General features: G+C 37.3%; 12 protein-coding genes and 1 other RNA gene. 9 read left to right on the forward strand and 4 right to left on the reverse strand.

Translation table 11 applies throughout. From position 1 onward, the window contains the following. The first annotated feature begins 68 nt into the window (after positions 1-68). The 3 genes from ssrA to DIJ65_RS09880 all read left to right on the forward strand — a co-directional run bounded on the left by ssrA (position 69) and on the right by DIJ65_RS09880 (position 3,775). Positions 69-422, forward strand: a transfer-messenger RNA (tmRNA) gene (ssrA, locus tag DIJ65_RS09870). Positions 423-578: 156 nt separating this feature from the next. After that, positions 579-1,553 (forward strand): tyrosine-type recombinase/integrase, encoded by a 975-nt coding sequence (locus tag DIJ65_RS09875; protein WP_117301802.1) that lies wholly within the window; start codon positions 579-581, stop codon positions 1,551-1,553. A 1,460-nt stretch (positions 1,554-3,013) separates the two neighbouring features. Further along, the gene (locus DIJ65_RS09880; protein WP_117301799.1) at positions 3,014-3,775 is read left to right on the forward strand and encodes a hypothetical protein; all 762 of its coding nucleotides are present in this window, start codon (positions 3,014-3,016) and stop codon (positions 3,773-3,775) included. A gap of 173 nt (positions 3,776-3,948) precedes the next feature. Here the strand turns inward: DIJ65_RS09880 and DIJ65_RS09885 are convergent, their stop codons facing one another. Together DIJ65_RS09885 and DIJ65_RS09890 are read right to left on the reverse strand one after the other, a co-directional pair. Next, positions 3,949-4,143 carry a hypothetical protein gene (locus DIJ65_RS09885; RefSeq protein ID WP_117301797.1) on the reverse strand — a complete coding sequence of 65 codons (195 nt, stop codon included), beginning with the start codon at positions 4,141-4,143 and terminating at the stop codon, positions 3,949-3,951. Positions 4,144-4,145: 2 nt separating this feature from the next. Further along, the gene (locus DIJ65_RS09890) at positions 4,146-4,517 is read right to left on the reverse strand and encodes a DUF1413 domain-containing protein (RefSeq protein WP_185959537.1); all 372 of its coding nucleotides are present in this window, start codon (positions 4,515-4,517) and stop codon (positions 4,146-4,148) included. Between the two features lie 226 nt (positions 4,518-4,743). Between DIJ65_RS09890 and DIJ65_RS09895 the strand changes: the two genes are divergently transcribed. Together DIJ65_RS09895 and DIJ65_RS09900 are read left to right on the forward strand one after the other, a co-directional pair. Then, positions 4,744-5,154: a very short patch repair endonuclease gene (locus DIJ65_RS09895; protein ID WP_117301794.1), complete on the forward strand. Its 411-nt coding sequence runs from the start codon at positions 4,744-4,746 to the stop codon at positions 5,152-5,154. Positions 5,155-5,300: 146 nt separating this feature from the next. Then, the gene (locus DIJ65_RS09900) at positions 5,301-6,686 is read left to right on the forward strand and encodes a DNA cytosine methyltransferase (protein WP_117301792.1); all 1,386 of its coding nucleotides are present in this window, start codon (positions 5,301-5,303) and stop codon (positions 6,684-6,686) included. Positions 6,687-6,693: 7 nt separating this feature from the next. Here the strand turns inward: DIJ65_RS09900 and DIJ65_RS09905 are convergent, their stop codons facing one another. Further along, the gene (locus tag DIJ65_RS09905) at positions 6,694-7,899 is read right to left on the reverse strand and encodes an MvaI/BcnI family restriction endonuclease (protein WP_117301791.1); all 1,206 of its coding nucleotides are present in this window, start codon (positions 7,897-7,899) and stop codon (positions 6,694-6,696) included. Positions 7,900-7,912: 13 nt separating this feature from the next. Further along, on the reverse strand, positions 7,913-8,137 hold the full coding sequence (locus DIJ65_RS09910) for a helix-turn-helix domain-containing protein (protein WP_185959538.1): 225 nt from the start codon (positions 8,135-8,137) through the stop codon (positions 7,913-7,915). A gap of 177 nt (positions 8,138-8,314) precedes the next feature. Here DIJ65_RS09910 and DIJ65_RS09915 point away from each other — a divergent pair, with 177 nt between their 5' ends. The 4 genes from DIJ65_RS09915 (at position 8,315) to DIJ65_RS09930 (ending at position 14,718) form a co-directional block, all read left to right on the forward strand. Further along, on the forward strand, positions 8,315-10,099 hold the full coding sequence (locus DIJ65_RS09915) for an AIPR family protein (protein ID WP_117301787.1): 1,785 nt from the start codon (positions 8,315-8,317) through the stop codon (positions 10,097-10,099). 388 nt (positions 10,100-10,487) lie between these two features. Continuing rightward, positions 10,488-11,558, forward strand: a complete 1,071-nt coding sequence (locus DIJ65_RS09920) for an aldo/keto reductase (protein ID WP_117301786.1) — start codon at positions 10,488-10,490, stop codon at positions 11,556-11,558. Positions 11,559-12,224: 666 nt separating this feature from the next. Then, positions 12,225-13,721, forward strand: a complete 1,497-nt coding sequence (locus tag DIJ65_RS09925; RefSeq protein ID WP_117301784.1) for a glycine betaine uptake BCCT transporter — start codon at positions 12,225-12,227, stop codon at positions 13,719-13,721. 121 nt (positions 13,722-13,842) lie between these two features. Beyond that, a complete protein-coding gene (locus DIJ65_RS09930) occupies positions 13,843-14,718 on the forward strand; it encodes a 5'-3' exonuclease (protein WP_117301783.1) in 876 nt (291 codons plus the stop codon). Positions 14,719-14,721 lie beyond the last annotated feature (3 nt).

Consider the following 14,721-nt stretch of genomic DNA (forward strand, 5'->3'; position numbering starts at 1 on the left):
TTGTCTTATAATTGGTTTATAACACAAGCACGCTAGAGTCATACTCTTCCCGTGTCTTCTTATAATGAGGGGACGTTACGGATTCGACAGGGATGATCAGGGCTTGGGTTGCGCGTCGGAGGATCGGCTTCGTCACCAACGTAACTATAACAACTGGCAAAACAAACCAAAACCTAGCATTCGCAGCGTAAGCTCGGATCTGCTCTATGTATCCATCGCCCATGTGGCTATGTAGAGCTCAACTTTAGTGGGATACGACAGACAGCGCCACTTGAACTGTCTGTAAGAGATTCTCAAGTTAGTGCCCGGGACGCCCGCTTATTGGCAGATCGGTGCATGAAACTCTAATAAGTAAGCTACACGCGTAGATGCTCAAGTAGCTGAGTTTCTGGACGCGGGTTCGACTCCCGCCGTCTCCATAGATTTTATGGAGCTACATTCAGTGGTATCAAGGTTTTAAGGAAGTTAGGGATATTGTACGGGAGTTAAACTCCTTTGCAATATCCCTATTTTCATGCCTGAACATAATTGGGGACTCAGTTCGATAACTTCTAATTCATAGATTAGGAGGAATTGTTATGTCTAATGGAAGAAAACATGGTATGTTCGCAGCAAATATGGAAACCGTAAGAAGATCAACAAAAGTAGATGATAAAGATAAAGAAGGTATGCAAATTGTTGATGCACTGGAAATAGTGTTTCAACAAATGCAAGTAGCAGGAAACCGAGAACGCACTATTGAAAGCTATCGTTATATTTTCAAGCAGTTTGTAGAATATAATGAATTAAAATATGTGGAAGATATTACTATAGATACGATATATAACTACCTGAGTTCATTACAAGTAACGCAGCAAACAAAACTAATAAGATTGAAGTCTATCAAGGCGGTATTGAGCAAGTTTTACAATAATGGATGGTTCAAGAAAAAGTTTTGGAGTTCAGTTCATATTAAGATTGATAAGCAAGTTAAGAAAGGTACTAATGAAGATGACGTTGATACCTTACTTAGTTTAATTGATCAGACAACTTTTGTTGGTTTTAGAGATAGCGTTGCTATTCTCACAATGTACAGCACGGGTATTCGTATTCGAACACTCGGGGAGTTAAAAGAAAATCATATTGACTTTAATAATTTGACTCTTAATTTAGATGGATCTACTCTCAAAAATCATCAATTTCTTAAGTTACCAATTTCTCAAGATCTTGCAAAGATGTTTAAAGATTTAATTCATTTGAATGATAATATTAGACCGTATTACGGCCGAGAAAACAAAAATATTTTTATTACACAGAACGGCTTGCCTATGAACACAAGTAAATCATCAAATTGTGCAATTTCTAAGCAACTAAATAAATACTCTAAGAGATTTGGAATTGAAAATATTAATGCACATGCTATCCGTAGGGGGTATGCAAAAAATCTACTAAACAAGGGAGCGAACATAGCTCTAATAAGTAAAGCTTTAGGGCATTCCGATTTAGCTATAACAACAAAATATTTACATTTAGATATTGATGAAGTCGTAAGTAGCTTACGGAATTATTGTTAACATTATCAGTTGAAATCTTTTATTCAAAGATCTACTCTAAATTTTAAATAGGCATAGAGAGGGGGGTGAATCCGACATATTTAGCCCGCCTTTCAATGCGCAGTTACCGAGGTGCGTTCATCCACACTACATTAAGTACTATTTTTTCCGATACGAAAAGGATAAAGATAACTTTTTCTTCTATTGAAAAGTTAATTACCTTTGAATTTCTCTTGTTATTTACGAGAAAGAATCAATACTTGTGATTTTAAGTCATTAACAGCAAAGCGTTTTTGAAAATAAGTTGTCTTTGTGTTAAGAAATAGGTATTTGGTATATAAAAATGCTATTGTCTAATGTTTCCTAAAGTGATAATATTAAATAAATAATTTTATTTGAACGCTTAATTATGATAGGAGAGAATTAAATGCTACCGCCTCATTTGGGGGCATGCTTGTTTCCATATTTTTGTATTAATATTTAACGGCTTATTTATGTCTGTTAATTGCAAAGGGACAAGTGTGCATTCAAACGGGGGGAGTGTTTAATTCTCTCCTTTTTTTGCGTGGTTTAACATTCGGGTAGCAATAAATTTAAATATAGAAAGAGAGGAAAGAGTAGAAAGATTATATATGTGTGAGAGAGAGGGTTTAATCCCTGCTCGAAAAGTATGTTGAAAACATGCAGTAAGTGTAAAAAAAGTAAAACAGAGGATCTGTTTAGCAAGGACAGAAGTAAAACCGATGGATTAACTAGTGCTTGCAGGGAGTGTAACAATAACCGAGAAAAGAAAAGGCGCGCTAACGGCGGTGACTTTACAAGTGACCAAAAGCAAGCAACTTTTAAGAAATACGGACACTACTGCCAAATCTGTAAAAGTACTACCAACTTACAGGTAGACCATAAGTTACCACAATACATCTGTCGTCCTAATACCGGAAGTATCGAAGACAATGCTTGGATATTATGTAAGGCATGTAATGTGGCTAAAGGGATTAAGATCTTAATAGAGGTCTTAAAGGGGATGCCAAGGAAAACTTTGGGACCAATGCTTTTGGAAAAGTATTCTTCGCAGATAAAAGAAGGTCTTTTTGATAAAGTAATTACCTCCATTGGCAATGCTCATTTTACTGAAGTCAAACTAAAGTGTCTTGACCAATCATCTATCTAATCTGTTCTTGCAAATAGGTATCAAAAAATAGGTGTAGTTTACCGTTTTCTAGACAAACTACACCTAAATTTTAGTATCTATTAATAATACTACACCCTAAAAACAAGTGACCCCTAAACTTGCGATCTTACAGTATTTTTCTAGTCATTCTAGTGATTTTCAATAAGGAATAGATAGAAGAATAACAGATAGAAGAATTTATAATAGATGAAATGTAGCGGCCAAAAGGTCGGCGATGCCTCCTTTTGAACCGAAAACAATATTTGAATATTACTCAAAATAATTAAAAGAGAAGAAGGAGAATATAATCATGGAAACAAAAGTAAAAACATCAATACAGCTAGAGAAGGAAGAATCATTTATCAAGCTGTCTAAGTCACTGATAGAAACTAAACATTTAGGGAAAAATGGTGAAGTAGACATATATTATTTAGCTGTAATCAAGTCTATGGCTAATAATTTCCAAGGGTTTGCATACACAGGAGTTAATCATTTAATGAAATTTCTTGGTATGAGTACTGGACAGAGTTCAACGAAATTAAGAACAAAAGCCTCTTTATTGAGATTACAACAGACGGGACATATAGAAATTTATGAAAGTATAAATGGAGAAATGTCTGATGATTTAAAGCATGCTAATAACTATTTCATTAAACCAACTGGTAAAGATGAAGAATTTAACTTTGCTAAAATCCATTACAAGGATATACAAAAAATAGTAATGTTGAAAAGTGATTATAAACCCAAAATATTTGCAGTATACCTTAATATGGTTGGTTATATATATTACACCATAAGTAATAAACCAATGTCGTATGTCTCTATCGATACTGTGGCAAGGAATACCAAGATAAATCGGAAGTCGGTAATAGACTATCTAAAAGTATTACATGAAAAGGAGATATTATATTTTGTCCACTTTAAAATAAATAACACAACTGTAAAGAATTATTGTACAAGGTGGATTCACAAGGAATACACTGCAGCATGGGGAAGTGCAGAAGCTGAGTACCAGTATAAAATTGCTAAAGAGAAGTTTAAAAGTGGGGGCGTAGGAGTATCAGAAGAATAATTCTCTGACTATGACTTTTACAATGTTTAATGCAGCGTAGTGATTGAAACTGAAATTCAATCACTACAATATCAAAATACAATTTATAGTAATCTTAATAAAATCTATCTTTTATTTGCTCAAAACCAATTACGGTCAATGTAGGTACAAGACATATTTTCGTAGTTCTTAGTTTAAGCATTATTTGTAATATACTTTGAAATGTCTATTGTATCTTCTAAGTCAAAAAGTTTACTTGCCATTGCAGTATCAATTGATTCCTCTAACTCTTCTCCTCTAAACCCTTCTTCATAAAGTGCTTTATAGACATCATTACAAATTTTTGATTGGATTTCTTCAGGTAGTAGCCGTATATATGTGTGCTTCAAAATTATTCCCCCCTTTTCATGTACCATTGAGCATTTCCGGAATCTTTAGATGTTGCAACAATAGGTAACCAGCCGCCTTTTTCTACTTTTCGAATAATCATTCGACCTAATGTTCTTCTTTCTGTGATACCTATATTTGACCACATTTGCTTATCATAACAGTCACGAACCCTAAATTCATTATTATCTTTTCTAGTTTTTATTGCACTTTCAAAAATAGCTATAAGTTCTTCAAAGTCAACCAATGTTTCAGGTTTTTCATTAAATAATAGGTATCTTAAATATTCAGGAATACTAGCGAACCCTTTTTCTAAGGCAAGATCATAGACATTGCTATACTCTGTTTCTGATAAATTTAACCGAACAGTTTTCAAGTAATCGCCTCCAATTTTAGTTGTTGTTGTTAATATACAACAACAACTAAACAGTGTCAATATATTATTAATCCGTTATTGAAAGATTCGAATGATTTAGGGGAAGGATTTCTTAATCCACTCTCAATAATAATCTTTGCCATGTGTATTATTGGAACATTTGTTCTGTGATTGGTATTATAATGAGAACTAGAATAGTTTAGAAAATCATTTTTAGAGGTGAGATATGAAGTTCTCTGAAGAAGGAAGAAGAAATATAATGAGATCGGTAAAGTCACAATCTAAGCTTGAGAATATGGTTTCAAAAGAACTATGGAAGGCCGGAATACGATTTAGGAAGAATGAAAAGTCTTTAATGGGAAAACCTGATATTTCTATAAAAAAGTATAAGGTCGTTATTTTTGTAGATTCTTGCTTTTGGCATTTTTGTGATATACATGGTCATCTTCCAAAAAGTAATCCTGATTTTTGGAAAGAAAAACTAATGCGTAACAGAGAGAGAGATAAACTTGTTAATGAATACTATGAAAGTAAAGGATGGAATATTAAAAGAATATGGGAACACGAAATAAAAGAAGATTTCGACTATGTAATAGCAGATACCATACTATTTATTGAAAATGCTAAAAGACTGTGAAAGAACAGGAGGTAAGAAAACTGCTTTTGGCTTTTAGGTTTAGGATGAGTGTATAATATAAATTTAACTCAAAGAAAACCCTGGACTTTTACAGGCTTTTCTATATATAATGAGATATAGTAAGAATCAATAAGGAGGCTATTCAGATGCCATACGCAATCGATTTATTTTGTGGTGCAGGGGGAATGAGCGAAGGATTAATCCAAGCTGGATTTCATATTTTATTTTCAAGCGATATAAGTGAGGATGTTGAAAACACATATACGCATAGGCATGAACAATTAGGATTGCACCAAGGACATAACACTTTTTTCCATAGAACTGATATTTCTCAGTTAAATGGTGATTTCATATTTAATTCTATTCAAAATCTCCAAATTTTTCAGGGACATGAAGTGCCAGAAATTGATGCTATTTTTGGAGGACCACCTTGCCAAGGTTTTAGTTTAGCGGGAAGAAGAACAAGGAATGATCCCCGTAATATGCTATTCAGGGAGTATATTCGTGTTATAGATGAAGTACAACCTAAATACGTAATAATGGAAAATGTACAGGGATTTTTGAATACAAGATTAGATGGTTTTGTAGGTGTAACAGAAGAAACTTATCCAGAAGAGACATTAGTTACAGCCATACTCGAAGGTGAGCTAACGGCCATAGGATATACAGTGCTTCCAGTTCAAGTTTTAGATGCTAGTAACTTTGGTGTACCTCAAAGACGTAAAAGAGCAATTTTTATGGCTTATAGAAATGATCAAACCCCTATTCAATATCCGGATTTCACCGATACACCTAGAGAAATAGTAAATGTGCAAGATGCAATTTCCGATTTAGTTCTTTCACAAGATCAAAGGTATGAAATTACAAATTATCAACTCAATTCTATTGCGGGAAGAACACCGAGAATTTTAAGAGCTGATAGACATGGTATTGAATTCGGGCAACCTATAGAACAAATTGGACCTTTTCAAAATCATGAAATAGCTAGGCATAGTCTAGCTGTATCTCAGCGATTTAGTTTATATCGTGAAGGTGAAAATACTACTGCATTAACATTAAGGATTTTAAATGAGGGTATAGAAGATGCTCTTTTCAACTATCCAGATTTACTAATGGAGTGCTTTAATGCACAAGAAGAATATGAAGATTTGACTAGCTTAGCTCAAGCTTTGCAAAATGCATCAGCGAGTCCGAGTGTTGTTAAGATTTTTACTTCTAAAAAAGGAAATAGGTACAGGTATGATAGAAACTCACCAGCACCAACAGTACTTACTTTACCGGATGACTTTATTGTTCCGTTTGAAAATCGGATTCCTACAGTAAGGGAGTTAGCTAGACTGCAGTCTTTCGACGATAGTTTGCTTTTCAGAGGGAAAAGAACTACTGGCGGTCCTAGAAGAAGGGTAGAAGTCCCTCAATATACTCAAGTAGGAAATGCAGTTCCTCCTTTGCTTGCAAAAGCTGTTGCCCAACAAGTATTAGTTGCTTTAAGACAAGAAAACCAGAATACTATGGCTAGTACTCTGGTATAAAGTGAAACTATTTGATTTCTTGTACGTACTTGAATAAACGAAGCAAGTACTTTTTACTGTCCATTCTCCACAAAAATCCGTGGTCTCGAACTTTTCCATCTTTCATATGGATGGCAAAATCGAGGCCAGCTAAATTTTCCCTTATCAATGCAAGATATTCGGAAAATAGGACTTCTCTGCAATGGGTAAGAGAATCATAATGAAACTCTTCTTTATTATTTCCATTAAGTCTTGTTTCCGCTGTAATGAACACACTTTCTCTATGTTTGCTTTCAAGGGCATCGCGTAAATCGTCCATTGTATAATAAACAACACGCTGCCCTCTATTGCAAACATAAATAATATGACTTTCTTCATCAATTTCTAAATTCCATCCATAAGAGTTAGGAAGGATTTTTATAGTGCAGTATATGCTGGTACGATTTTTCAATGGATCATCGACTCCATACCTTTCTATGAGGCCTCGGCGGCTGCTCACAGTATCCCAATTTGGAATAAGCGAGAATAAAGTTTGTTTTCCGCTAGGTGAAGTTCTTTTCTCTTTAGATTTTTTGGATCGGGAACATTTAATTTCGATTCCTTTATAGTCTGGGGTCTTACTGGAGTTGGACTTAATACCGAGAAGTGTTTCAAATGTGAAACCGATACCAGTATCGCCATCTTTTTTATTTTCAATAAAGCCTTGAGCGCTAACATTTTCAAAAAGTTCCATCAGTTCGTCTAATGGAGTAATTTCTTTTTCATCCTTTAAAAATTCTTCAATTGGAATAATTGCTGCTCCAGTGAAATGCCGCTCTTCATTTTCATTATCAAGCAAGAATTTAGATCCGATTTCCATATATTGAGGGTTATCTGGCGTGATAACTAAACATTCATATTCGGAACGATTCTTGTATTTTCCTACTACAAGCATGCTTCCAGCAGGTTTGCTATTCAATAGTTCCGGTTGTAAAGAAGTCATCCTTCTTTCGGGATATCGATGGTAATGTTTCCACTTGCTTGCTTTGATATCCCGTGCATTCATTTGAGGCCATATGGTAGTAATAGGCTCTTCATAATTAATTTGGACGGCAGGATCAAAAGTAGTGAATGAAGGGAACAGATGATATGCAAATACAGGAATCAAAACACCGTGTCTGCCGCTGTCGTCATTTGTCGATAAAGCTTTACAAAAAACATCTTCGATTAGTTCAGCTTGGCGAAAAATATCCATTTAAAATCTCCCCTCAATCTCTTTTTAATAAATCTGCAGGCTCAATGTTTAGCGCATTTGCTAGTTTTTCAATTTGAGTCAATGTAGGATTACCGAAACCATTTTCAAATCTTGAAATTGTTGGTCTAGTAAGATCAACATCTGCCGCAAAATCTACTTGGCTCTTTCCTTCTCCTTGATTTAAAGCTTTTCTGGCGTTTCTTAAATTGACACCGAATTCGATTTTTATATTTTTCATCTGCCGCACTCCTTTCTTAATACAAGAATAAAACATTGAGGCCATTAATGTGTTCGATCACATGATCATTTTAGAGGCTTTTTGTTTTTTACTGCGCTTTTAATTTGAAATTTATAATATTGAGATTACACATTTTGAATAATTAGATTAAAATAATAATATAGTGGAGGGGAAAAAATGGGGAATTATCAGAATGAGCAAAATCGTATTATTAAACACTTTGAGCTTGAAAATAAAAAACTGAAAAATGAAGATGCTTTTGAAATACTTGCTTTACAATATATTTTCTATAAGGAAAAAGAACTTTCGGCTATTACTAGTAATATCGATGATCACCTTACTAATGGAACAAATGATGGGGGTATTGATTTAGTTTTTTATGATGATGAGGAAGAGATTTTATCACTCATCCAGTGCAAAACTTCAAGTTTATCATCAGATGAAATTCTTGATGCAATAAGAAAGATGGATACAACAGTAGAAGCTTTTAGAAATCATAATACCGGAGCTTATAGCAGCAAATTAAAAAGAGTTCTGAGAGAGAACTTAGATCGACTACCTGATAATGGACAAATTGAATATCATGTAATTTACGTTGGTAATTTTGATGAAAAGAATTTCGAACGGAAACTAAAAAATTCCTCAATTAGCGATTTGGAAGATTTAATAAAAATCACAGACGAGCCATTAATAAATACACAGATTGCAAATATTCAAGATACTACCACCAAAGTAAGGGAATATAAAGCTGCCCTTGATAAGCCTAATAATGTTTTGGAATTTGAATCTCAAGAAAACTACGGTGTGATGATAAACTTAAGTTCTAAGTCACTTATTGAAATGTATGAATTATTTAAAGATAAGGGCTTATTTGACATGAACATTAGAAAGTACATTTCACATAAATTGGTTGATAAAGGTATAAATGAAACTCTAGATAATGATAGAGAGAACTTTTGGTTTTACAATAATGGATTGATTATAGCTGCAGAAGATTTTTCGGTTGATGGAAATAAAATTTCTCTCTATGACTTTTCAATTGTAAATGGCGGCCAAACCACAAACCGACTTGGAGAATATAAAGGCTCAAATAGTCAAGAATTTTATATCCCCTGTAAAGTGGTTTATCAAAAACAAGCAAAGCCTTCTGATATTAACCAATTCTTTACTAAAATTGCCGAGACTACAAATTCTCAAAAACCAATTAAAGCTAGTGATCTGAAAGCTAACACACCAGAAATGCTGACTTTAAGAAGGGATTTAAATACACATGGGATCGATTTTCAAATAAAGCGAGGAGAGAAACCAAAAAGCAACAAAGTAAGAATAAAGAATGAAGAGTTTGGTCAATTAATTCTTGCGTTTGTAATGCAGAGACCGGGTACGGCACGATCTAATAAAAAAGTATTGTTTGAAAGCGCTAATGTATATGCTTCAATTTTCAAAAAGAACTATTCGCGCTCACCAGACAAGTTGAATTTCATTATTGATTTAATTGACCTCTATAGTCGATTTAAACGAATTACTGATGAAATGAAGAAAGAAGAAGGTTTGTTGGAAGGGACAGCGAAGGACATTCTAAAGAATGGTAATTTCATTTTAATAGCTGTGCTTGGAATTTTATATCGTATTCAAAATCAAGATATCGATAATATTAGAGATGCTGTTGATGATCCTAGCATACTTAGTGAATCGACTTTTGAATACGGAAAGTTTATCTCGAATTATAAAGAAGATGATTTGGATAAGAAAATAAAAGAACTATTAGTAGAATTGACAGTAATAATTGAAGAAAGGTATGGGGTTCTACTAGCAGCTAATGAAGTATCTAGCGTAAGTAACTATTTTAAGAGGGACTCAAGCTATCAGGAAGATATACTAAAAACAATTTCTTCAAAAATGCTTCTCTCTAGAACAAGAGAAGCAATATATGATTATAGTTCCTTCTTAGAACGACAGTAACTAAGAGTAATATATATTATTGATTAATATTTCTAAGCTACTTTGAATTTACCTACTATATAATAGCAAAATGATTTTGGATGTTATTGAACCGAGTTCGTATCAACGTAATACCCCCTAACTTATAAAACCTTGACTAATAAGTAAGCTACACGCGTAGATGCTCAAGTAGCTGAGTTTCTGGACGCGGGTTCGACTCCCGCCGTCTCCATAGATTTTATGGAGCTACATAAGAACGCCAAAACCTTTAATCGGGTTTTGGCGTTTTTTGTTTGTTTTCTTATGTGACCGGAGAATGCCAAGATGTTTTGTCCCGTTTCGATGATGAAAATGCCGGGTAGATTACTACTGTCATCAATTAGCAAAAATAATTTTTGAGGAGGATTCGATGGAATATATTTATCTTGGCAACTCAGGTCTCCGGGTTCCTAAGTATATATTGGGAACCATCCCTTTCAGTGGAACAAACGGTTTTGAAGCAGCGGGCAATGTGAAGGAAGATGAAGCGCGCCGGATGGTGGATATAGCTCTGGAAGCCGGTATCAATATGTTTGATACAGCAAATCTTTATTCAAAAGGTGACGCGGAAAAAGTACTTGGTGCAGCGATCAAAGGCCGGCGTGATGAAGTGCTGGTCACATCGAAGACAGGTTTTCCCCTCAGTGAAAATCCAAATGGCCAGGGAGCTTCACGCAATAACATCCTGACTTCCATTGATCAGTCATTGGAGCGTCTTGACACGGATTATCTCGATTTATATTTTGTGCATCTATGGGATGGGCAGACTCCGGTCGAAGAAACGGTCGAAACGATGGACGGACTGGTGAAATCAGGGAAGATCCGCCATTGGGGCGTTTCGAATTACAGTGGCTGGGCGCTTGCTAAGACACACACGTACGCAAAACAGGCGGGTTTTATTCCGCCGATCACGCAACAAATTTACTATACGCCGGAAGCGCGGGAAGCGGAGTACGAACTTCTGCCGGCAGGTACCGAGCTTGGTGTCGGTTCAATGATCTGGAGCCCGCTTGGTGAAGGCTTGCTGAACGGGAAAATCGGAAGAGGTAAGGAAGCGCCGGAAGATACGCGTCAGGGTGGTGGATGGCCGGAGCCATGGGTGATGGACCAGGAGCGGCTTTACCGGGTGATTGACGCGCTGGAGGAAGTAGCGAAGAATCACAATGCCTCCGTGCCGCAAATCGCTTACACCTGGGTCAAGGACCGTCCGAACGTCGGACCGATTGTAATCGCAGCACGAAATGAAGAGCAGCTGAGAGAAAATATTGCGTCATTTGATATTCAATTGACGAAGGAAGAGCATGACAAAATCGAGTCAGTTGCGCGACCTGCACCGATTTATCCGCATTGGCACCGGGCGATGGGCGCACCGCAGATGGGAAGTCCTGCTGAAATCGGCTATTTGCAGGCTTATAAAAAATCGATGGAAATGGATGCCTGAATGTTTCTGTTACAAACAAAAGACACGGCCGCGTCCGAAAATGATGTGGCTGTGTCTTTTTGGATAATTTTTCTGAAAGTCCGACTTTTAAAGGTGTTAGGATAATCTGGTTATTCAATAATAACAGCTGATAGTGATTCTCCGAAACCAATTGCAATAGGTTTACAGGAATCGGAAGTGGAGATCATAAAAATAAATCGCTATAATAGTATTGTCTGCTATGCAACTGGATAATTACAAACCTAGCAGCGTTACGGTGGTTACCATTTAGAGTTTTTTTGAAAGGTGATGACAGAATAATTGAGGTTCAGCAAAAAAATGACTTGAATTCCAATGGGATTTACCTGCTCCTTTGAGCACATGAAAACATGGAATAATGTCCGGCTTGCCTGAAAGTGTAGCGACAATATTAGAAAAAACCAGGAGAAAAGTCTGTCTTTTAAATAGCTTCGAATTCCAGTTTTGTTTTATTGAAACGGGGACAGGGTATTATATAAAGTGGTCTTTTCGCATACATATTTTAGAAGAGATTAGAGGGCAGACTTGACTTCACCATCTATTTTCCGTAGTCTTGAATATTGTTGATTGAATCCGTAACTCTGTGCATGCTGATTTTGAAGTCAAGATGAAATCTTGTGAACAGAAAATGAAAAAGGGGGACTTTGCATGAAAAAGGTAACAAATGTTTTCTGGATAGCGCTTGCGCTTGTCGCCTTGGCTGTAGGCTATGGTGCGCTGGCTCCGGATAGCTTCGCGTCAATTACAGACAGTATGAGAACGTTCCTGACCAACTCGTTTGGCTGGTATTATCTATTGATCGTATCTGTCATGGTACTATTCTGTCTGTTTTTCCTCATAAGTCCAATGGGGCAGGTAAGACTGGGCAAAGACACGGATAAACCGGAATTTTCTTTTGCTACATGGATTGCCATGTTATTTTCTGCAGGCATGGGAATTGGGCTCGTATTCTGGGGAGCGGCTGAACCGCTTTCGCATTATGCGGTTGACCCGGCAACAGCTGAACCAGGAACAGCGGAGGCATTCCGTGAGTCCATGCGCGTCAGTTTTTTCCATTGGGGCATACATGCCTGGGCCATATACGCAGTAGTCGCAATGGCACTGGCTTATTCGCAATTCCGTAAAGGAGAGCCTGGGCTGATTTCAGCGACCCTGAAACCTCTTTTCGGAGACCGGATGAAAGGTGTCTGGGGAACGTTTGTTGATGTTATCGCTGTTTTTGCGACAGTCGTAGGCGTAGCGACCACACTTGGATTTGGTGCAATTCAAATCAATGGTGGTCTTGCTTATATGTTTGACGGCATTACGGCGGGCAGTTTTGTTACACAGCTCGTCATCATTGGTGTAGTAACAGTACTATTCATGTTTTCAGCTTGGACTGGGTTAAGCAAAGGGATTAAATATTTATCCAATACCAATATGGTTCTTGCAGTACTCTTGCTGGTATTGGTCATCATTTTGGGACCGACTTTGCTTATATTCAATATGTTTACGGACACGCTCGGAACTTATCTCCAGAATCTGGTCAGAATGAGTTTCCGTACGGCGCCGATCGATGGTGAAAATCGTGCCTGGATCGATGGCTGGACCATCTTCTATTGGGCATGGTGGATATCATGGGCGCCATTCGTCGGTATATTCATCGCCCGTATTTCGAAAGGTCGGACAATCCGCCAGTTCCTATTCGGTGTTCTGATGCTTCCGACATTAGTAAGCTTCTTTTGGTTTTCGGCTTTTGGTACGACTGCAATCGACGTACAGGACGGCGGTTTTGATATGTCAGGACTGATGCCTGAAGAAACACTGTTTGCCACGTTCTCACAATTGCCGCTCGGCATTCTGATGTCGGTCGTAGCTGTATTATTGATTACTACTTTCTTCATCACTTCAGCGGATTCAGCGACATTTGTTCTCGGCATGCAGACAACGAATGGCTCACTTCATCCGCAGAATGCAGTGAAATTGACTTGGGGAGTTGCCCAGTCTTCAATAGCTGTGATTCTCTTGTCCACGGGTGGTTTGAATACACTGCAAACCGTACTGATCATTGCGGCATTCCCGTTTTCAATCATTATGCTCCTCATGATGGGTGCTTTCTACAAAGCGATGAACCTTGAATACAAAGCAATAAAACGGAAACGATAAAACCGCAGACTTGAACTGCGCTTCCACAGCCGGATTATAATCCGGCCATGGAAGTGCAGTTTTTTATGTTTGAAGAGCGTATAATGGATTATGGGAATAAATGAATGGAGGAAATTGTTTTATGGAAAGACCACATGTATTATTGGTTGACGGCATGGCTTTACTGTTTCGTTCCTTCTTCGCGACTTCCGCAGTCGGCCAGTACTTCAGGACATCAGAAGGGCTCGCGACCAACGGAGTGCAAGGGTTTACGCGACACGTCCTTGCTGCCAAAACAATGATGAAACCGACTCATATGGCAGTATGCTGGGATATGGGGGCCCATACGTTCCGAACTGATTTGTTTGATGGCTATAAAGCGAATCGGCCGGCACCGCCTGAAGATATGCTGCATCAATTTGATCTGGCGAAAAGTGTTTCCGAACAATTGGGCTGGCGCAATTTTGGAGAAAAGGGAATTGAAGCCGATGATTTTATCGGATCCTTCACGAAACAATGGGAAGATGAAGTGGACTTTACGATCATTACCGGAGATAAAGATATGCTCCAACTGTTGAAGCCTTCCGTAAAGATCGCTTTCATGAAAAAAGGTTTTCACATATACGATATTTACACCGATCAGCGCTTCAGGGAAGAATATGAAATCGAACCGGATCAATTCGCAGATGTTAAGGCGTTCATGGGAGATGCAAGCGACGGCTATCCCGGAGTCAAAGGGATTGGGCCGAAGACAGCTTTGCAGCTGATCCGGAAATACGGCTCTACGGACGGAGTGCTGTCAGCGATCGATGAATTAAAACCGGCGCAAAAGAAAAAGATAGAAGAAAGCAAAAAGATGCTTCTTCTATCCAAAGAGCTTGCTGTGATTAAATGTGATATTGCACTTGATATCCCTTTGAGTGACATCGCAGTGCAGCGATACACCGCTGACCATATCCGTCTTTGCGAAGATCAGCAATTGAATCTTCTGGCGCGGCAATTGGAAAAAAATCTTTAAAAA

The sequence above is a fragment of the Planococcus salinarum genome (genome assembly GCF_007004625.1).
Lineage (GTDB): Bacteria > Bacillota > Bacilli > Bacillales_A > Planococcaceae > Planococcus > Planococcus salinarum.